General features: G+C 60.8%; 16 protein-coding genes and 1 pseudogene. 13 read left to right on the top strand and 4 right to left on the bottom strand.

From position 1 onward, the window contains the following. Window positions 1-196: 196 nt before the first annotated feature. The gene (locus tag P0D89_RS13080; protein ID WP_408376728.1) at window positions 197-1,075 is read right to left on the bottom strand and encodes a LysR family transcriptional regulator; all 879 of its coding nucleotides are present in this window, start codon (window positions 1,073-1,075) and stop codon (window positions 197-199) included. A 122-nt stretch (window positions 1,076-1,197) separates the two neighbouring features. Between P0D89_RS13080 and P0D89_RS13075 the strand changes: the two genes are divergently transcribed. The 9 genes from P0D89_RS13075 to P0D89_RS13035 all read left to right on the top strand — a co-directional run bounded on the left by P0D89_RS13075 (window position 1,198) and on the right by P0D89_RS13035 (window position 11,849). Next, a complete protein-coding gene (locus tag P0D89_RS13075) occupies window positions 1,198-1,983 on the top strand; it encodes an SDR family oxidoreductase (RefSeq protein ID WP_408357344.1) in 786 nt (261 codons plus the stop codon). A 25-nt stretch (window positions 1,984-2,008) separates the two neighbouring features. Then, window positions 2,009-2,737: a ribonuclease activity regulator RraA gene (locus P0D89_RS13070; protein ID WP_408376727.1), complete on the top strand. Its 729-nt coding sequence runs from the start codon at window positions 2,009-2,011 to the stop codon at window positions 2,735-2,737. Between the two features lie 46 nt (window positions 2,738-2,783). Further along, a complete protein-coding gene (locus tag P0D89_RS13065) occupies window positions 2,784-3,722 on the top strand; it encodes a dihydrodipicolinate synthase family protein (protein WP_408376726.1) in 939 nt (312 codons plus the stop codon). 290 nt (window positions 3,723-4,012) lie between these two features. Continuing rightward, the gene (locus P0D89_RS13060; protein WP_408376734.1) at window positions 4,013-5,641 is read left to right on the top strand and encodes a methyl-accepting chemotaxis protein; all 1,629 of its coding nucleotides are present in this window, start codon (window positions 4,013-4,015) and stop codon (window positions 5,639-5,641) included. An 83-nt stretch (window positions 5,642-5,724) separates the two neighbouring features. Further along, a complete protein-coding gene (locus tag P0D89_RS13055; RefSeq protein ID WP_408376725.1) occupies window positions 5,725-5,943 on the top strand; it encodes a hypothetical protein in 219 nt (72 codons plus the stop codon). Window position 5,944: 1 nt separating this feature from the next. Beyond that, window positions 5,945-7,261 (top strand): MFS transporter, encoded by a 1,317-nt coding sequence (locus P0D89_RS13050; protein ID WP_408357338.1) that lies wholly within the window; start codon window positions 5,945-5,947, stop codon window positions 7,259-7,261. 108 nt (window positions 7,262-7,369) lie between these two features. Continuing rightward, window positions 7,370-7,609: a TIGR00366 family protein gene (locus P0D89_RS13045; RefSeq protein ID WP_408376724.1), complete on the top strand. Its 240-nt coding sequence runs from the start codon at window positions 7,370-7,372 to the stop codon at window positions 7,607-7,609. Window positions 7,610-8,000: 391 nt separating this feature from the next. Next, the gene (locus P0D89_RS13040; RefSeq protein ID WP_408357334.1) at window positions 8,001-10,469 is read left to right on the top strand and encodes a tetratricopeptide repeat protein; all 2,469 of its coding nucleotides are present in this window, start codon (window positions 8,001-8,003) and stop codon (window positions 10,467-10,469) included. 9 nt (window positions 10,470-10,478) lie between these two features. Continuing rightward, entirely contained in the window at window positions 10,479-11,849 is a 1,371-nt protein-coding gene (locus P0D89_RS13035) for a tetratricopeptide repeat protein (RefSeq protein WP_408376723.1), read from the top strand. A gap of 84 nt (window positions 11,850-11,933) precedes the next feature. On the opposite strand, the gene P0D89_RS13030 is transcribed toward P0D89_RS13035, so the two are convergent. Beyond that, on the bottom strand, window positions 11,934-13,919 hold the full coding sequence (locus P0D89_RS13030; protein ID WP_408376722.1) for an SMP-30/gluconolactonase/LRE family protein: 1,986 nt from the start codon (window positions 13,917-13,919) through the stop codon (window positions 11,934-11,936). Between the two features lie 612 nt (window positions 13,920-14,531). On the opposite strand from P0D89_RS13030, the gene P0D89_RS13025 reads away from it, so the two are divergent. The 4 genes and pseudogenes from P0D89_RS13025 to P0D89_RS13010 all read left to right on the top strand — a co-directional run. Continuing rightward, the gene (locus tag P0D89_RS13025; RefSeq protein ID WP_408376721.1) at window positions 14,532-15,326 is read left to right on the top strand and encodes an acetoacetate decarboxylase; all 795 of its coding nucleotides are present in this window, start codon (window positions 14,532-14,534) and stop codon (window positions 15,324-15,326) included. 32 nt (window positions 15,327-15,358) lie between these two features. After that, complete coding sequence (locus P0D89_RS13020) at window positions 15,359-16,141, top strand: 3-hydroxybutyrate dehydrogenase (protein WP_408376720.1); 783 nt, start codon at window positions 15,359-15,361, stop codon at window positions 16,139-16,141. A gap of 10 nt (window positions 16,142-16,151) precedes the next feature. Then, window positions 16,152-17,405 carry a DUF3734 domain-containing protein gene (locus tag P0D89_RS13015; protein WP_408376718.1) on the top strand — a complete coding sequence of 418 codons (1,254 nt, stop codon included), beginning with the start codon at window positions 16,152-16,154 and terminating at the stop codon, window positions 17,403-17,405. A 131-nt stretch (window positions 17,406-17,536) separates the two neighbouring features. After that, window positions 17,537-17,797: pseudogene (locus P0D89_RS13010) on the top strand (hypothetical protein); the annotation flags it as partial. Window positions 17,798-17,825: 28 nt separating this feature from the next. On the opposite strand, the gene P0D89_RS13005 reads toward P0D89_RS13010, so the two are convergent. Together P0D89_RS13005 and P0D89_RS13000 are read right to left on the bottom strand one after the other, a co-directional pair. Then, the gene (locus P0D89_RS13005) at window positions 17,826-18,206 is read right to left on the bottom strand and encodes a potassium channel family protein (protein WP_408376716.1); all 381 of its coding nucleotides are present in this window, start codon (window positions 18,204-18,206) and stop codon (window positions 17,826-17,828) included. 78 nt (window positions 18,207-18,284) lie between these two features. After that, window positions 18,285-19,295 (bottom strand): DUF2955 domain-containing protein, encoded by a 1,011-nt coding sequence (locus P0D89_RS13000; RefSeq protein WP_408376713.1) that lies wholly within the window; start codon window positions 19,293-19,295, stop codon window positions 18,285-18,287. Window positions 19,296-19,308 lie beyond the last annotated feature (13 nt).

The raw sequence follows: 19,308 nt of genomic DNA, 5'->3' as shown, positions 1-19,308 counted from the left end.
TTTCAATTTAGCGCAGACCCCGACATTTGAACTTGGCCTCGACAAAGGATGTCAGGGCTTTTTAGAAATGTCCGGTTCTGGCTCATTCGAAATGTCCGGCTTTCCTTCCCGAGCGCCGTGCATTGAGGTAATTCGTTTTGCAAATTGCAGGCAATTTGTTTAGACGCGAGGCGCGACATTAATGGCGCAGACCTCGCTACCGCCGCTGAGCGTTCCGGGCTTCGGCGGCCAGACTGTCAATGAGCATCGTTGTTGACGGCCTGTTCCTGGCCGAAAGCCGGATCAGAATCCCAACTTCCCGGACAAGCGGGCGGCCCGGCAAGGATAGAACCTTGATCCCCGGTGTGTCGGATACCGGTACCAGTTCGCCGGGAATGATCGAACAGCCCAGGCCCTGGCTGACCATCTTCAGAATGACCGAGGGCTCATCCACTTCGATGCTGTCCATTGTCCATAAGCCGTGCTCCTTGAGAAAGCGGTCGACGAGGTGGCCGCCGTGAGAACGGCGGTCATAGCGGATAAAGGGCCGCTCGCGAAACAGGTCACCCAGATCGCTCGGCCAGTCCACGGGTGCCACACCGACATAGCGCTCCTGCATCAGCGGGATCCACCTCAGGTCGGAAGGCAGGCCGAGGCGAGGTTTGATCATGACGGCGATATCCAGTTCGTGCGAATCGACCCACGTCAGCAATTGGAGCGATGTGCCGGGGACGATGTTCAGGTGCGCCACGGGCTGTTCGCGCCGGAAATGCAGCAGCGCTGCCGGAAGGAAGCTGTCCTGCACGGTGGAGATCACCCCGAGACTGATTGCGCCCCTGTCCACGCCAGTCTGATTCCGCAGCTTCAAGCCTTCGAACGATTCGAGAATGCGCGCTGCCTGCTGGAGCACGTCTGCCCCTTCCTCACTGAGCGTGACCGATCTACCGGTGCGGGTGAACAACGCGTAGCCCAACTCGTCTTCGAGTCGACGGATCTGCGTGCTTACTGCGGATTGGGTGAGCCCCAGGCGATTGCCCGCCGCGGAAAAGGATTCCGTTTCCGCAGCGACGACGAAGGTTCGGAGATAGCGAATCATGTATCGATTTTTTCTATGCTTAGACAGAAATTTATGCGTTTGGTATCGAAGTTCTCGCTAACTATACTAGCGCGTCAGCTCGCTGTCGCCCAGAAACGGCACACACTTATGGAGTTTGAAACGTGGATTTTGGAATTGCAGGAAAGACAGCGCTAGTGTTTGGCGCGGCAGGTGGATTGGGCGGCGGCATTGCGCGAACGCTCGCCGCCGAGGGCGCGAAAGTCGTCGTTGCCGATATCAACGAAGATGCGCTGGTGCAAACCGTGACGGATATTCGTGCGACCGGCGCTGCCGCGCTGCCACTGCAGTGGGATCTGTCGGACCTCAGCGTGATAGATCGCCGGATGCAGGCAATCGAAGAGGCGTTTGGTGGCGTCGACATCCTGGTCAACAACACGGGTGGTCCTCCGCCGACGCCCGCTGCCGGACAGTCTGTCGATCTGTGGACCAGGAGCTTCGAGTCGATGGTTTTATCGGTCATTGCGATCACGGACCGGGTGTTGCCCGGCATGCGCGCGCGCAAGTGGGGACGGGTGATCACCAGCACGTCGTCCGGCGTCGTCTCCCCGATCCCGGGGCTCGGCATCTCGAATGCGTTGCGCATGTCCCTCGTGGGCTGGTCGAAGACACTCGCGCGCGAAGTCGGCCGCGACGGCATCACGGCCAACATCGTCCTGCCCGGCCGCATCGCCACGCCGCGCATCACCTTCCTCGACGAACAGAAAGCAAAGCGCGAAGGCCGCAGCGTCGCCGAGGTCAGCAGCGAAAGCGTGGCGTCAATTCCAGTCGGGCGCTACGGTGATCCGAAAGAGTACGCGGCTGTGGTCACCTTCCTCGCGAGCGTGCAGGCGGCCTATGTCACCGGCTCGGTGGTTCGCATCGACGGCGGATTGATCACCAGCGTTTGACGGCTTAGTTCACGGAACCTTGCTTATGACTAACGAGACACTTCCACTGCATCCCGACATCGCGCGCACGCTCGCCGGCATTACCACGGCTACCCTCTCGACGGTCCTGCTGGAAAAAGGGCTTCGCAACGTCTGGATGCGTGGGCCAGCACCGCTTGCGGGCAATCGGACGCGTCAGGCCGGACGCGCTTTTACCCTGCGCTTCGTCCCGGCACGCGAAGATCTCGCCACGCCGGCCGCGTGGGCTTCGCCCGTTTCGACGCGCACCGCAATCGAAGCCATGCCCGCGGGATGCATCGCCGTGGTGGATGCCATGGGTGTCACGGACGCAGGGATTTTCGGCGACGTTCTGTGCGCGCGGATGCAAAAACGCGGTGTCAGCGCACTTATCACGGACGGCGTCGTTCGCGACCTGGTGGGCGTGATCGACACGGGCCTGCCGGTCTGGTGTCGCGGCAGTGCTGCGCCCGCCTCCGTCGCGGCGCTGACCTTTGTCAACTGGCAAGAGCCGATTGCATGCGGCGGAGTCGCCGTGTTTCCAAACGATGTCGTGGTCGCCGATGCAGACGGCGCCGTGCTGATCCCCGCCGCGTTGCTCGACGAAGTGGTCGAGCTCGCCGTGCGCAAGGAGCGCTTTGACGAATGGGCTGTGCGGGAAGTGAAAAACGGTGCTCCTCTGCCCGGACTATATCCGCCGAACGCCGAGACCAAAGCGCGTTATGAAGCTGAAATCGCGCAACGAGAAGGACTGTGACGCCGCTATCCGCCGCGTCACAGCTCCATAAAATTGAGAGTCGCATATGAGCAACGTGTTGAACGCCGATGCCAAAGGCGTGTTTGTGATCGCTGTGACGCCGTTCACCGAAAGTGGTGAACTCGATCTTGCCAGCACCGATCGCATGGTCGACTTCTATCTGGAGTCCAAAGCCACAGGTTTGACGATTCTCGGCATCCTCGGGGAAGCGACGAAACTCACCGCCGAAGAATCGCGCACGTTCGTCAAACGCGTACTGGCGCGCGTGGCTGGGCGCGTGCCGGTGGTTGTCGGTGCGTCGGCGGCGGGCTTCGCGCCGATGCGCGAGCTGAGCACAAGCGTGATGGATATGGGAGCCTCCGGTGTCATGGTCGCGCCCGCTCCCGCACTGCGCACCGACGACCAGATCGTTGCTTATTTCGACATGGTCAACACGACGCTCGGCGAGAACTGTCCGTGGGTGCTGCAGGACCATCCGGTATCTACGGGTGTGCAGATGTCCATTTCCGTGGTGCTGCGTGTGCTGAAGAACTCCCCGGCCTGTGTGATGCTCAAGCACGAAGATTCACCCGGTCTGACCAAACTGTCGGCGCTCAGGGCGGCCAGCGACAAAGGCGATGTGAAACGCGTTTCGATCTTGACGGGCAACGGTGGCGGCCTGTTCCTTCCTGAAGAGCTCACGCGCGGCGCGGACGGCGCAATGACCGGTTTTGCGTATCCGGAAATGATGGTGGATGTTTGTAAGGCGAATGCAAGCGGAAATATCGAAAAAGCGCATGACATTTTCGATGCCTATTTGCCGCTCGCGCGATATGAACAGCAACCGAATATCGGCCTTGCAGTAAGGAAACACCTCATGGCACAACGCGGAGTGATCGCATCGGCCACGCTGCGCAAACCCGGCCCCAAACTGTCTGACGCGGATATCGCGGACATCGACCGTCTGGTGAGACGGCAAACCCGGCGACTGCAAGAGATCCAGTAGGCTGGAATGCCGCATGGCCGGGGGCGACCGATACTTCGCGCTCACCGGCCCCGTGAAATCAACGCGAGATGTCTTTAAGAATATTGCGTTGATTAGGAATCCTCTTGAAATACCGTAAACCAACGATGGTACGGTCCTCGGCGATTTAACGAGACGTAAAGAAAAATTCTGAGATTCGTCTAAAGAATGACCCAGCTTCGTCCGATAGCACTTAGGAAATGTTTGGGAAATCACTCAGGCTTTCGACAGAGTTCAATCGTTTCAATCATGTCGCCGTGGAGAAATTGGTAATGAGTCGCCTGAGTTTGAACGCAAAGTTATGGGCCGCACTTGCCGTCATGTGGGTGGGTCTTCTGCTTCTCGCAGGCAGCGCGGTGCTCGAGACCCGTTCGACCATGCTCAGCGAACGTAAAGCCACGATCCGGAGCGTCGTCGAAGCGGCTTCGGCAATCGTCAGCGACCTGGCCGCGCAAGCGGATCGCCACGAGATTACCGTCGACGAAGCAAAGCAGCAGGCGATGGCACGGTTGAAAGCGATGCGCTACGGCAAAGGGGGTTATGTCTTTATCCTCGACTCGCGTCCGACCGTACTCATGCACCCCACCCTCCCGGATCTGCTCAACAGAGATGTGAGCCAGGCCAAGGATCCCACCGGCAAGTTGCTGTTCGTTGAACAGGTCCGTGCTGCGCAGACCGACGGCGAAGGCTATGTCGAATTTGTAGGGCGCGTTCCGAATGGCTCAGGGTACAACTATGAGACGAAGCTTGCGTTCGTGAAACAGTTCAAGCCTTGGGACTGGTACATCGATTCGGGTCTCTATTTGACGGACGTTTCCGACGCGTTCCACAAGATGTTGCTGGAATACCTGCTGATCGCGCTCGCCATCGGCGCGGTGGTTTCAGCGGCGATGCTGCTCATCAGCCGCAGTGTACGGCGGAGTCTGGGTGGGGACCCGTCACAGGCCGCCCGGATCGCTACCCAGATTGCTAGCGGCGACCTGAGCGCGACGGTCATGACGGCGCCGACTGACCGTTCAAGCATGCTGTACTCCATGAAGCAGATGCAAGAACAGCTTACTTTGACAATCGGCAAGATCATTGTGTCTGCCGATGCGATCGCAACGGCGACCGACGAGATTGCGGCGGGCACCACCGACCTGTCCCAACGCACCGAAGAACAGGCCGCGTCGCTGCAGCAAACGGCTTCGAGCATGGAGCAACTGACCAGCGCGGTTCAGAACAACGCTGAGAACGCGCGCCAGGCGACGTCGATTGCCGACACCGCATCGCAAGTCGCACAACGCGGCGGAGTAGTCGTCGGCCGGGTCGTCGAGACAATGCGTGGGATCTCCGACAGCTCGGCGGAGGTCGCCGAGATCATTGCCGTGATTGAAGGCATTGCGTTCCAGACCAATATTCTCGCGCTCAATGCTGCCGTCGAGGCGGCGCGAGCCGGCGAGCAGGGTCGCGGCTTTGCCGTCGTGGCCGGTGAAGTCCGGGCCCTCGCGCAACGTAGTGCGACGGCCGCCAAGGAAATAAAGCAGTTGATCAGCGAGTCGGTCGGTCGGGTCGATGCGGGATCGAAACTTGTCGAAGAAGCGGGTAGCACCATCAACGAGGTTGTCGCCTCTGTTAGCCGCGTGACGGCAATCATGAGCGAAATCTCGGCTGCGTCGGCCGAGCAGAGCACGGGTATCAATCAGGTCAATCAGGCGGTCGGTCAGATGGATCACGTGACGCAACAAAACGCGGCGCTGGTCGAAGAAGCCACGGCCACTGCGCAGGTGATGGCTGAGCAGGCTCAACTCCTGCGGCATGCAGTGGCGGTATTCAGGGTTGATGGTGGCAGCGCGACGCCGCCTCACCGACCGGCCGCGCCCGGTATGGCCTTAAGTCGTGTGGCTGCGACCCCGTTCTAACCCATCGGCATCGACGTAAGGACCACTGTCGATGCAGTCGTCCTGCCGCCTGACAACGCGCCGCGGCATGATCTGGACCTCGGGTGATTCGCCATGATTTTGCATTTTTAACGGCTCAGGCCGTAAGCAACGGTTTGCGGTACAGCGCGAGCGCAACGGATATTCCGGCAACAGAACGTCAGGTCGTTCACGGGCGGCTGGTTCCAGCTTTCATGTCGGGAGACGGCACCTCGCCTCAGGGCAACAACTTAAATAGCATGCTGGCGCGCAGCTGGCATTTCGACGATCGTGTCCTTGGATAGTATGCAAAAGCTCAGCGAAAAGGCGGTTATACGCAAGATTTTCTGGCGCGTGATTCCGCTTCTGATGGTCCTGTATGTCATCTCGTTCATCGACCGGATCAACGTGGGATTCGCCGCCCTCACGATGAACCGGGATATCGGACTTACGCCGTACCTGTTCGGTTGGGGCGCAGGTATCTTCTTTTTCGGGTACTTCATTTTCGAAATCCCGAGCAACATGATGATGGCACGGGTTGGCGCACGGAAATGGATCGCCCGCATTCTTTTCACCTGGGGTGTTCTGGCGTGCGCGATGGCACTTGTGACCGGGCCCGTCAGCTTTATCGTGCTCCGCTTCCTGCTGGGTATCGCCGAGGCGGGCTTTTTCCCCGGCGTGATCCTGTACCTGACCCACTGGTTTCCCGTACGTTATCGGGCGCGTATCGTTTCGGCGTTCATGCTTTCCATCCCGGTTTCGATCGCCGTGGGTGCGCCGCTCTCGACACTGATTCTCGAGATCAATGGAGCATTAGGCCTCAAGGGATGGCAATGGCTATTCATCATTGAGGGCTTGCCTGCCTTGCTCGGCGCGTTCGTGGCGCTGGGACTGCTGACGGACAGCCCGGATCGGGCACGCTGGCTCACTGACCAGGAGCGAGACTGGCTGAAGCGCGAACTCGCCGCCGATGATGCCGCGCCAGGCTCCAGCGGCAAAATCTCCGGGTTGGGCAAGGCCTTGCTGAACCCGACTGTGATCCTGCTTGCCTTCATCTATTTCTGCGCAACGGGTGCGAACCTCGGGTTGTCGTTTTTCTTGCCACAGATCATCAAGCAGCAAGGCTACAGCACCGTCGCGGTTGGCCTGATCACATCGATACCGTATATCGCCGGTTGTCTGGGCATGCTGGTAATCGGCAACCTGTCCGATCGGTTCAACGAGCGCCGCTGGTTTCTCGCCGGCACGATGGTATTGGCCGCCGCGGGGTTGGTCGGCGCCAGTGTCCTGGGGGCGTCCATCTGGTCAATCGCGGCGTTGAGCGTCGCGGCAATCGGCATCTTTGGTTGCAAAGGTCCGTTCTGGACATTGCCGGCTTCATATTTGCGCGGCCCGGCCGCTGCTGGCGGAATCGCCTTCATCAACTCGATCGGCAACCTGGGCGGCTTCGCCGGGCCCTATCTTGTGGGCCTGTTCAAGACGTCGTCCGATAGCTATGCGGAAGGACTCCTCGCGTTGGCCGGCTTCTGCGTGGCGGCCCTGCTTGTCACGATACTTTTCATTCGGCCGCGGCGAGATGCCGAGTCTGCGTCATTTAGCGTCCTCGACGCCAGTCAACACTAGATCGAGTTGTCGCCGTGGTGTCGCTGCGTGCCGCACAATCCGTGTGCGGCGCGGCGGCTCGGACACGTTGACGGATGGTTTGTCTGTTGGCCATATTCTTCGCGCCGCATGCGTCGTTGCCGACGTTGGTCACTGCCCGGCACGCACGGCAACGCCCTGAAACTGGTTGAAAATGGCCGCCCCAGGCGTCGCTATGGCGCAGAACGTGTCGAGTATCTGCAACCGTTCTGGGCTGTTCCGGTCGTGGCGATTGCGGGTATGCGCATTCAGCGCGTCATGAGTTACTTGGCGATCACCTTTGTGGTCTCACTCGTGAACTACGCGGTAGAACTGTGGCTCATTCCATGAGCCGGCTATGCTCCGCGAAGCCTGTGGCCGCCAGAAGCTTATTACCTACGAATTACACAATCTTTCTTTCAATTACCCGGCGATTGTCGGCTTGCCGATGGGTGCGCGATGGAGATTGAAATAAGTTCGATAAAGTTTGGAAAGGTAGACGCGCATCGCGATCGAATGTGTTTCGCCTGCCAGCCCTTTCGCGATCGCGATACTCACCAATTTGCGACGCTTTCAACCGTAAGATGAATCAGGCAGCAGCTTTGCACGCAGTACGGCGAGCATTGCTTCGCCCTGTAGGCCACTGCAGCACTACACGCTTACGTTCGTAACACCCGGTGAGGATCGGCCGGATATCGTCTGCCAGAGGCCGCGAATAGCGGCGCAACGACTGACGGCGTGCATGGCGACAAATCAGACTTTAGAGCAGGCGAAAGAGCGGCATCTCGCACTCGATTTTGCAGCCGCCCGCACGCTCTACGAGTGCGTTCTCACCAACCAACCCGGCGACACGAACGTAATGTTCCGCCTCGGCGTGCTCGAATATCAGCTAGAGGCCTATGATGCCTCGCTGGTCTGGCTCGATGCCGCCCTTGCTCACGCGCCGAACGACGCCCGCTGCCACCAACTGCGCGGCCACGTATACGCCGCCACCGGCCTTTTCTCCGACGCAATCGCTGCCTACCGCCGTGCGCTCGATCTAAACCCGCAATCGGCCGACGTGCTGTTCTCGTTGGCCGCCGCACTGCAAGCGGTGACCGACCATGCCGGCGCGATCGAAGCGTACGAATCCGTGCTCGCGCTCGAACCTTCGCACGTGGATGCGTTGAGCAACCTCGGCAACTGTCATCGGCAGGTTGGGGCTATCGAGCTAGCCGAAGCCGCTTATCGACGCGCACTCGCCCTACGCTGCGACGACGAAACCGCGCTCACGAATCTGGGCACGCTGATACAGGCACGCGGTCAACTGGACGAAGCCATCGCGATGCTGCGCGAGGCGGTGCGTGTCGCGCCGATGTCGCCGTACGCGTTGCTCAATCTCGGCGTCGCAGTACACCAGCGCGGCGATTTCGAGCAGGCGGCGGCCTTGCTCACGCGCGTGATCGAACTCGATCCGTGCTTTCCTGAAGCGGCCTACAACCTCGCCAACGCGTTCCAGTCGCTCGGCAGGCGGCGCGACGCTCTGCTCCACTATCGACGCGCGATCGAGCAAAAGCCCGCTCACGCCGACGCGTACAACAATCTCGGCAACGTCTACAAGGAACTGGGCGAGATTGAAAGCGCCGCGCACTCGTTCGAGACCGCGATCCTGCTGCGTCCCGATTTCGTCGCGGCCTACAACAACGCGGCCACGTTGATGCGCACGCGCGGCCGGCTCGACGACGCCGAAGCTCACTTGCGTATAGCGTTGTCGATCGACCCGCGCCACTCGGCCACCTGCAACAATCTGGGCACCGTGCTGAAGGATCAAGGATCGCTTGACGAAGGCGTCGACCTTTATCGACGCGCGCTCGCTCTCGATCCGTGCAACGTGGTTGCGCATAGCAACCTCGCCTACTCGCTGACGTTCCAGGCGCAGAGTCCCACCGCGGTGCTGGACGAATGCCGCTGCTGGTCCGCGCGCCACGAAGCGCCCTTGCGCAATACTCATTCGCCGCACGACAACGAGCCGTCGCCCACGCGCCGCTTGCGCATCGGCTATGTGTCGCCGGACTTCCGGGACCATTGTCAATCGCTGTTCATGATGCCGCTTCTCGCGCATCACGATCACAGCGGCTTCGAAATTGTCTGCTATGCGAGCGTCGAGCGGCCGGACGGAGTGACCCGGCGCATCGCCGGTCACGCGGACATCTGGCGCAACGTGCGCGAACTCAGCGACGAACGGCTCGCGCAACGCATCCGCGAAGACCGGATCGACATTCTGATCGATCTGACGATGCACATGGCCGATGGCCGGCCCCTGCTGGCCGCGCGCAAGCCCGCGCCGGTGCAGATTGCGTGGCTCGCGTATCCCGGCACGACTGGAATCGAAGCAATCGACTACCGGTTGACCGACCCGTGGCTGGACCCGCCCGGCAGCGACACGTTTTACAGCGAGCGCTCTATTCGGCTGCCGGCTTCGTTCTGGTGCTACGACCCGCTGACCGATACGCCGGAGGTCAACGCATTGCCCGCGCTTTCGAACAACTACGTAACGTTCGGATGCCTGAATAACCCTTGCAAGCTGAGCGATCAGACGCTGAGTCTGTGGGCACAGGTGCTGCGCATTGTCGATGATGCAAGGCTCCTGTTGATGGCGCCTGAAGGCTCGGCCCGCGCCCGACTCGAAGCGCGGCTCGAACAGCATGGCATCGCGGCGCGGCGCGTGCGGTTCGAGCGGTTCCAGCCACGCGCCGATTATCTGCGCACCTATCATCAGATCGACCTCGGTCTCGACACGTTTCCGTATAACGGTCACACGACGAGTCTCGACTCGTCCTGGATGGGCGTCCCCGTCGTGACGCGAGTCGGCGAAACGGCGGTCGGCAGGGCCGGTCTCAGTCAGTCCATGAATCTGGGTCTGGGCGAACTGGTCACGCATAGCGACGCGGACTTTGTCGACACCGCAGTTCGGCTCGCACGTGATCTGCCGCGCCTGAGCGGTTTGCGCGAAGGTTTGCGCGCGCGCCTCGCCGCGTCGCCGTTGATGGACGGCGCGCGCTTCGCCGTGGGCGTCGAAGCGGTGTACCGGCAGCTATGGCGGCAATGGTGCGATACGGCGCAACGATCGGCTGTCGCGAGATTCGGCGATGAAGCCGGCGCGGTGGCGCACCCATCGGCTGAGTCTGAGGCTGACGCGTGCCAGCCACCGGCCGCGCCCGTGTTGCGCTGACGGCGGTCCATGTCCATCGAAGAATCGCGCGCGCCTGGCGAACTCGATCCTGCGTTCTACCGCAGGCAGGCCGAAGTCTGTCGCACGGCGGGCGACGAACTCGCCGCGCTGGCAAATCTGATCGCCGCTCAAACGCTCGACGCTTTCGCCGCGCAACGGTCCGTCGCACAAACGCACAATTTGTGCGACGTCGCCACCGGCTATTTCATGAAGGGCGACTACGAGGCCGCCGCCCATTGGTATCGTCTCGTGCTCGATATCGATCCCGATACGGCCGTCGCATGGTTGAACCTGGCGGCCATCCACGCGGAACAGGACGACGAACACGAGGCCGCGGCATGCCGCGAGCGCGCATACAAGACCCAGCGCGTGTTCATCGAGCAGACCGGCGGCGAAACACGCCGCGTGTTGATTCTGTGTACCGGCAGCGGCACCGGCAACGTGCCGTTCGCGGCGTTGCTGCCGGGTACGGTCAATTGCCGCATCAAATACGCAATCGATCACGCCCTCGACGACGAGGACGCCGACCTTCCGCCGTTCGACCTCGTGTTCAACGCGCTCGGCGATCCTGACATCGGGGAGCCGATCGCTGAGCGCCTCGCCCGGTTCGAGTCGCGCACTTCGCGGCCGGTACTCAACCGCTCGGCCGTGGTGGGGCGCACGCGGCGGCATCGGCTGCCTGAATTGCTGCATGGTCTGGCCGACGTGGTGAGCGCGCATTGCGTACTCGGCATCGCGCCGAATGCCGTCGAAGAACCGCTCGCGCTCCGCCTCGCCGATAACCGGCTGACGTTTCCGCTGCTGTTGCGGCCGCTTGCCTCGCATGGCGGCGATGGCCTCGTGCGCTGCGACGACCTCGACACACTTAACGCGCATTTACGCGTAATGGACGGCGCGCATTACCTGAGCACGTTCCACGATACACGCGACGCGGACGGGTTTTATCGCAAGTACCGGATGATCTTTATCGACGGAGAGCCGTTCGCGTATCACCTCGCGATCTCGCCACACTGGATGGTCCACTACTTCTCGGCGGAAATGGATGCGCACGCGTGGAAGCTCGATGAAGAGCGCCGGTTTCTCGACGATCCGCGTGGCGCGATCGGCGAGCGCGCGTTAAATGCCATCGCGAAGATCGGCGAGCGGCTCGCACTCGATTACGCCGGCATCGACTTTACGATCTTGCCGGACGGCCGCGTGTTCGTCTTCGAAGCCAATGCGACGATGCTCGTGCATTACGAACGCGACGATGGTCCGTTGATGCACAAGAACGCTCAGGTACAACGCATCGTGGACGCTTTCGAGCAGATGATGATTCGCCGATGTGTCTCTGATACCGGGCCCGCTAATGGGTGTCAACAATCTCCACATCGATGTTGAATGGCCGAACCTGGCCCGAGGTCTGCACAGTCACGGACCGATGCCCTGAGCCGGCGCCCCAATCGCGACGACTCAGACGAATCGTCAATTCACGCTGAACGGCGACGCCAACATCGTCTTTGCCGCACTCACCCCGGTTCCGGCCAAGGCAGGCGGTGTCCAGCGATACACCACGATGCTCGAGTCGTTGTAGTTGTCCTTCGTTACTTCATATTCGCCGGTAGAACGCCGATACGCCCGAAGTCCATACATCGAGTCCACGTCGTTGCCCACGTCGACTGCGTTCGGATTGCTATTGACGAGCGTGGTGTCGAGCTTTCCCGTCGTGAGGTTGAAGGCATCGACATTCGGCACGGTATGCACGTAGCCCACAAACAGATAGTTGCCGGCGGCCACAATCGATTTGGGATTCGCGCTAGTGATGTCGATCACCGGGTTCGGCGTGGTCCTGTTGCCGGCCAGCCAGCCGTGATACACCTCGACGCGCGATCCGACCGCGGTCCAGTCTGTGCTCCCCGTTGCCCCTTGCGTGAGAATCATCGTGTCGCTGTCAGGCAGGTAGATGATCCGCGTCAGTTGCGAAATCGTGCGCGGGATAGGCATCGTGATCGCGGCACCCCAGACTGGTTTGCCGTTCGCATCAAAGCCGGTCAGCGGATAGTGAGAAATGACGTTGGTTTTGTCGAGACCCGCCCAGATATCGCCCTTACTATCCAGGCAGAAACCATTGCGGACTTTCGCCGTCGCATCGAAGGACGTTCCCGGGAAGGTGCTATCGGGAATCGCGATGTACCCGCTCGCCGGGCTGAAGTGGAAAAAATAGAAGGTATCGGGATTCTGGCTCGCTGCGACGAGTATCCGGTGTCCGCCCACGCTGACTACCTGAGCGAAATGTTCGCCGCGTTCGTGGTCGGCGAGATTGATGCGCGGATCGGAAGGATAGGTGATCGGATCGATCGTGTTGGCAACCAGGGCGCCTCCCACGGTGCCCGAATAGATGTTCGTGCCGCCGTAGAAGATCGCCCCGTCGGTGGCTGGGTCCGGTGCCGCGTTGCCTTCAAAGTTCACCGATTGGAGCTGCCACCGCAAAACTCCGGTGCCGTCGTACGCGTGGATGTCGGTGCCGCCGTTGCGGCCGAGGTCCCACGACCCGCCCCACGGGTTGTTCAGGACATAGAGGTTGTGCGCGGAATCCCTGCCGATGCCGGTGACCCGTGTGAAGCGCCTGTCGCCCACCTGCCCCTTGATGCCAGTGACCGTATTCAGGAACCCGCCTTGAACACCGAACGTACCCACAACATAAGGTGCGCCGGACACGTCATAGATCTTGATGTTCATATCCGGACCCTCGTCACCGATCCATAACTGCCCGCTGGACGAGTCGAAATACAGCGAAGACGGTTGCGCTTTGGCCGGCAACTGGATGGTGTTTAAGAGCTCGCCGGTCGGGCTGAACTGAACCACAGCGCCCATGCTTTGTTGCGCGACCCAGATGTTGCCGCCCGCGTCCACTGCGAGCGCGCCCGGCCCTGCCACGCTGATATCGCGCACCCAGACACCGGACGTCGTGAACACGCGCACGCGGTTGCCTGGGAAATCGCTCGCGTAGAGCAGCGAGCCGGATGTCGCGAGCCCGGTGACGACATCCGCGAGGTGTTCGGTGGTTGTGGCGCTTACCGTGATGAGCAGGTCGCGCGTGCGGCTTGCCCGGTTGTACCGGCCAACCGTGCCGCTTCCATACAAGGCGTTGAACTGCAGCGCAGCGAACAGCGAGGTCGAGTTGCCGGTGATCGCGCCGCCCTGAAACTCGTCGTGCGCCCCGATCGAACCGATGTTCTGTCCGTTCTGATAAATCGCGATGCCGCCTTCGTTTTCGTCCCACATCGACGCGGTGTAGATCACACCTTCCGGCGCCACCCACATCGAGCGGGCCACATTGCCCACCCGAGTTGTGGCCGTGCCATGTGTGTTGGCCACCCAGCCGGTGGAGTATTGGGCTTCGCAAACGGACGCTGCCGCTGCGCTCAGCATGACCGCGACGAACGCGGTACGGAGTACTTTTAAAACCATGAGGGATGTTTCTTCGATTGCACGCCGTGCAGTACAGGCGTCTATAGTGCGGTGTTGCCAACCTTGGCAAACTTGAAGTCCGAACCCTGACGATTCGAGCCCGTACGTCGCGAAGCGCGCGACGTACGAGCTCGAATTGCTGTGGGATGTGATCAGAGTTAACGGCGATGCGCGGCGCGAGTTGAGCGTTTTTTCAACTGGACCATGATGAAGGCGTCCCAGGCTGGCGCCTTGCTGATCGCTTCCAGTCGGGCATTCGGCAAATTTTGTCAGAGGTTTTAAATACCACGCAATGACGCTCTACAGGCACGACTCGGGTCGATTGGCGCCGAGCGAAGCGCGTGCGTTGAGAAACGATTTCGCCGAATCGGCAATGATTTTGTTCGCAATGCCGATGGAGCATCCGACCGCCTGCTCTTCACGGAAACCCACGCTGCGTCTCTCGCCTGTGGCGTATCTGAACGTGCACTGAATTACACGGCGTGGCTAAATTTTCGGCCGCAGCGTTGCAATTTGGTTAACAGTCTATTGATGAATACCGGCTCCTGGCGCGTGTGCATTACCTCTACCATTGCACCGGCGCTGCTGCGCTGCCAGTCATAAAGGAGTCTCATGAACCTCGCTTCAATCCGCAAAGACGCCTTTGCGATGCCCGTTCACAATCCCGCTTATCCCCGGCCGCCGTACCGCTTCATCAATCGGGAATACTTCATCATTTCGTACGAGACCGACTTCGATGCACTCCGCGCCGTTGTGCCAGAGCCGTTGCATCCGGAAAACGATCTCGTGCATTACGAATTCATCCGGATGCCGGACTCGTCGGGATTCGGCGATTACACCGAAAGTGGCCAGGTCATCTCGGTGCGCGACCAGCAAGGGCGCCTCGCCAACTACACGCATTCGATGTACCTCGACGACGAAGGCCCGATTGCTGGTGGCCGGGAAATATGGGGTTTTCCGAAGAAACTGGCCAGGCCGTCCTTGAGCGTCGATGGCAACGACACGCTGCTCGGCACGCTCGACTACGGCACGCAACGCATCGCAACCGGCACGATGGGCTTCAAGCACGTGCCGCTCGACATCGAGGCCGAACGCAAGAAACTGGCGGACACACCGAACTATCTGCTGAAGGTGATCCCGCACGTCGATGGTACGGCGCGCGTGTGTGAGCTGGTGCGCTTCTATCTGCGTGACGTGAGCGTGCTGGGTGCGTGGTCGGGTCCGGCCGCGCTCGACCTGCATCCTCACGCGTTGGCACCCGTCGCCGATCTGCCGGTGAAGCGGGTGGTCGGCGCGCGGCATGTGATCGCCAATCTCACGCTGGATATCGGCGAAGTTGCGCTCGATTATCTCGCCTCTACCGAGACGGCCTCGACCGGGAGTATGAAGCTCGCGGCCAATCTATAACGCTCCGTGAACGGATAAGAAAGGAAACCAACATGTCATTGAATCATAAAGTCGCGCTTGTGACCGGTGCAGCAAGCGGTATTGGTGAGCAGTGCGCTCGCAAACTCGCGAGTCTCGGCGCTGCCGTGGTCATCGCCGACCTGAATCTCGAAAGCGCGCAGAAAGTGGCCAGCAGCATCGTTTCCGCGGGCGGCAAGGCGCTGGCAGTTGCAATGGATGTCACCAACGAAGAAGCGGTCAATAGCGGCATTGAGCGTGCGGTGCAGGAGTTGGGCAGTCTCGATGTGCTCGTGTCGAACGCGGGTATCCAGATCGTCGCGCCCATCGAGGAGTATGCGTTCTCCGACTGGAAAAAGATGCTGGCGATCCATCTGGACGGCGCTTTCCTCACCACGAAGGCGGCCATCAAACACATGTACGCGGGCGGCAAGGGCGGCTCGATCGTCTACATGGGCTCGGTGCATTCGCATGAGGCGTCGAAGCTGAAGTCTGCCTACGTGACGGCCAAGCATGGTTTGCTCGGGCTGGCCCGGGTGGTCGCGAAGGAAGGTGGGCCGCGCGGCGTGCGAGCGAACGTGGTGTGTCCGGGTTTTGTGCGCACACCGCTCGTCGACAAGCAGATTCCCGAGCAGGCCAAGGCGCTCGGTATCTCCGAAGCCGAAGTCGTCAAGAACGTGATGCTCAAGGAAACCGTGGATGGCGAATTCACCACGGTCGAAGACGTCGCCAATACGGTTGCGTTCCTCGCGGGCTTCGAATCGTCTGCGCTGACTGGGCAGTCGGTGATCGTCAGCCACGGCTGGTCAATGCAATAAGGGAGTGCGCATGCGCAGCAGCACAAATAAAATTAACCGGCAGCCGGATGCGTTCGTGCTGCCGCGCTACGACGAAATTGCGCTGGTGCTTCAGGGCGGCGGCGCGCTCGGGTCTTATCAGGCCGGCGTCTACGAAGGCCTGGCCGAGGCGGGTGTACAGCCAAACTGGATCGCTGGCGTTTCGATCGGCGCACTAAACACCGCGATCATTGCGGGCAATGCACCGGAAAACCGCGTGGAGGCGCTACGCGGCTTCTGGAATTCGATCTGCCGACCGCTCGACTGGCTCGGTGGTTTGGGCGCATGGACATTGCCTGGACTTGGGTTAAACGACCTGTCGCGCAAATGGAGCAGCATGTGGGCAGCCGGGCGCGCGTTGACTGAGGGCCAGGCGGGCTTTTTCTCGCCGCGCGTTCCATTGCCAATGGCGGGTTTCGGCAAGCAAAGCCCCAACGTGGTCAGTTACTACGACACGGCCGCGCTACGGGAAACGCTGTTGAAGTTCGCCGATTTCGACCGCATAAACGACGGCGATATTCGCGTTTCGGTGGGCGCGGTGAATGTGCGGACCGGTAACCTGGTGTACTTCGACAACACGAAGATGCGTCTGGAACCGGAGCATTTCATGGCGTCAGGGGCGTTGCCGCCAGGTTTTCCGGCTGTTGAGATCGACGGCGAGTACTACTGGGACGGCGGCCTCGTTTCGAACACGCCTCTGACCGAGGTGCTTCGCGATGCGGACCACAAGGATGCACTGGTTTTTCAGGTGGATTTGTGGAGCGCAAGAGGCAATCCGCCTGGAGACTTCCTTGACGTCTCAGAGCGTGCCAAAGACATCCAGTATTCGAGCCGTACCCGGGCGGTTACGAGCATGCTGGCGGATCGTCAAAAGCATGCGCGTTTCATCAAGGAACTGCTCGCGCATGTTCCTCCCGATCTACTCAAGACCGATCCGCTATTCCGCCTCGCTACAGAAGCGGCCGACGGCAGCGCGATCAATGTGGTGCACCTCATCTATAAGAACAAGCCTTACGAGGGACACTACAAGGACTACGAGTTCAGCATCGATACGATGCGCGAGCATTGGGAAAGCGGTCTCGACGACATTCGCGATTCGTTTGCCCATCGGGATTGGTTCGACGTGCCGAGCCGCGGACAGGGTTTCGTGACTCATGACGTGCATCGCCGGCCCGGTTCCGTGCCGCAGTCCGACCGGGAGATGCCTGAATTGCCCCTCGGCGTGGCGCGAAAAATCGCCGCCTGAACCGGCATGCGCGCCCGAGGATAGTAGGCCTGCTTTTCGGTAGTACGAGATACTCCGAGCTCGCGACGAGCTGTCTGCTGCAGACCCTCGGGTGCTCCTGCTTCGGCTGGGGGTGCTGCCAATCTTTTACGGAGAATAGCCACCCACCGACACGCGAGCGCGAGCGTCGAATGCGCGGCTTTCGAGACCCGAACCGCACACGGAAATTTCGCTCGTGCTACGGACCGATCCGGCAACATTTCGCGCTCGAGCGGCATTTGCTGCGCGCTTCGCTCTATCGCAAGCAACTCGCAGTCCGGTTCATGGGATGGCGAGGACTTCGCATTTCTAAAAAGCCGCAACCCGCACATTTCGGTCTGGCCTCGACAGAATGCAGAATCACTGATTCGTAGCCCAACCTGCCAGCCCCGCACAACCGGCCTAATCCTGAACGCTAGCCTGGTGCGCAGCTTCCTGCACGCCCCGGACGGCTGCCGCAACGATCAGCCCGGTGAACACCATGCCGATCAACCCAAGCAATATCGCGTCGATCCGGCCAAACGTTGACGTTGGGACCACGTCGCCGTACCCAATGGTCAGCGCGGTGATTGCGCAGAAGTACATGGTTTCCCACAGCGGCGAAGGCGTTCGCTTCACCGTCTCCACGGGGTCCCCCATGTAATACATGGCGAAGGTCAGCAGCAGAAACAGCAGCAGCAGGCCCGCAAGGATCGCACGCAGGTACCAAAGCGTTCTGCCTGATTCCCGCAATACCTCACGAGCTCGCACGCGGACGACCGCGTCGCTTGTCGCATTTCCCATTGCAAGGTACCTCCTTGATAGTGCTCGCAGGAACGCCAATGTGTGCGTTGGGCGGAGGCGCGGGTGCGCGCAGCGTCATCACGCGGGTCGGCGTTGCTCGAAGATCAGCAACATCAGACAGGCGTAGACCGTGACGGCCACAAAGAGTCCCATACGGACCGCGAATGCCGTGTAGACGTCCTTTCCCGCCGCGCTGTCCTGCACCGATTGGCCCAGCAGAATGATCATGGTGACCAGGCTGTTCAGCCAGAAGCCCGGCGAGTAACGCGTTGGGCTGATGCGATAAAGCTTGCGTCCCACCAACAGGCCGAACAGCAGCATCCACAGGTAGAACATCCACAGGTCCACAAAGAGCCTGAGTGCAAACCAGAACACGATCGCCAGCAAGCCACCCAGCAGCGTGGAGCCGATCAGATCCCGTGCCGCACTACGGGCGGTCGTGGTGCAGCTTTGTCGACCCAGACTGACCGACTTCATGATGATCGGCATGTAGCTCGCTGGATCGGTGATGGCGAGCAGATACGCTGGCATGACCACGAGTGCGGCGCGCAGCGCGATACGCGCCGCCTGCCTGTCGGGCATGACCCCGGCGGCAGGTTGTGGCCCCGTGCTCACGGGCTCGGGAAACAGCATGTGAGTGAAGGCCGACACCAGCACTGCCAGGACAAGGCCCTTCACCAGCGCGCCGACAACCGTCACAGCCAACTGGAAGTCAGAGGTTCCGGCCGCGGAGACCATCGTCAGCCCGGCCACCAGAAAGGTCGAGACCAGATTATTCCCGCCGCGCAAACCATAGCGAAACGCGAGGAAGAGCATGAGGCCGACAAGCATCACGCCAGCGAACGCGTAATGGCGCAGCAACGGGACAAGAAGCAGGCCGCTGCCCGTGGTCAAGGCCACGACCAGCGCGAACGCTACGCCAGCCTTGAACGACAGTGGCCGGTTTTGCGTCGCGAGAAGGAAGACGGCGAACACCGGCGCGATGACGGGGACCGACAGGTCCAGCGCGAAGCTGATCGTCAGGCAAAGTGCCGTCCCTATGGCAACGCGTAGCGTACGTCGACCGAGAAGCTGAAGCCTGTGTTCCATAGATGCAGTGGTT

The sequence above is a fragment of the Paraburkholderia sp. RL18-085-BIA-A genome, from assembly GCF_046027075.1.
In the GTDB taxonomy this organism is placed as follows: Bacteria; Pseudomonadota; Gammaproteobacteria; order Burkholderiales; family Burkholderiaceae; genus Paraburkholderia.
This window is presented reverse-complemented; position numbering and strand designations above follow the sequence as displayed.

Coding starts and splice junctions, on each gene's coding strand:
- P0D89_RS13080 (WP_408376728.1), bottom strand. CDS start 1,075: ATGATTCGCTATCTCCGAACCTTCGTCGTCGCTGCGGAAACGGAATCC.
- P0D89_RS13070 (WP_408376727.1), top strand. CDS start 2,009: ATGACTAACGAGACACTTCCACTGCATCCCGACATCGCGCGCACGCTC.
- P0D89_RS13065 (WP_408376726.1), top strand. CDS start 2,784: ATGAGCAACGTGTTGAACGCCGATGCCAAAGGCGTGTTTGTGATCGCT.
- P0D89_RS13060 (WP_408376734.1), top strand. CDS start 4,013: ATGAGTCGCCTGAGTTTGAACGCAAAGTTATGGGCCGCACTTGCCGTC.
- P0D89_RS13050 (WP_408357338.1), top strand. CDS start 5,945: ATGCAAAAGCTCAGCGAAAAGGCGGTTATACGCAAGATTTTCTGGCGC.
- P0D89_RS13045 (WP_408376724.1), top strand. CDS start 7,370: ATGCGTCGTTGCCGACGTTGGTCACTGCCCGGCACGCACGGCAACGCC.
- P0D89_RS13040 (WP_408357334.1), top strand. CDS start 8,001: ATGGCGACAAATCAGACTTTAGAGCAGGCGAAAGAGCGGCATCTCGCA.
- P0D89_RS13035 (WP_408376723.1), top strand. CDS start 10,479: ATGTCCATCGAAGAATCGCGCGCGCCTGGCGAACTCGATCCTGCGTTC.
- P0D89_RS13030 (WP_408376722.1), bottom strand. CDS start 13,919: ATGGTTTTAAAAGTACTCCGTACCGCGTTCGTCGCGGTCATGCTGAGC.
- P0D89_RS13025 (WP_408376721.1), top strand. CDS start 14,532: ATGAACCTCGCTTCAATCCGCAAAGACGCCTTTGCGATGCCCGTTCAC.
- P0D89_RS13020 (WP_408376720.1), top strand. CDS start 15,359: ATGTCATTGAATCATAAAGTCGCGCTTGTGACCGGTGCAGCAAGCGGT.
- P0D89_RS13015 (WP_408376718.1), top strand. CDS start 16,152: ATGCGCAGCAGCACAAATAAAATTAACCGGCAGCCGGATGCGTTCGTG.
- P0D89_RS13005 (WP_408376716.1), bottom strand. CDS start 18,206: ATGGGAAATGCGACAAGCGACGCGGTCGTCCGCGTGCGAGCTCGTGAG.
- P0D89_RS13000 (WP_408376713.1), bottom strand. CDS start 19,295: ATGGAACACAGGCTTCAGCTTCTCGGTCGACGTACGCTACGCGTTGCC.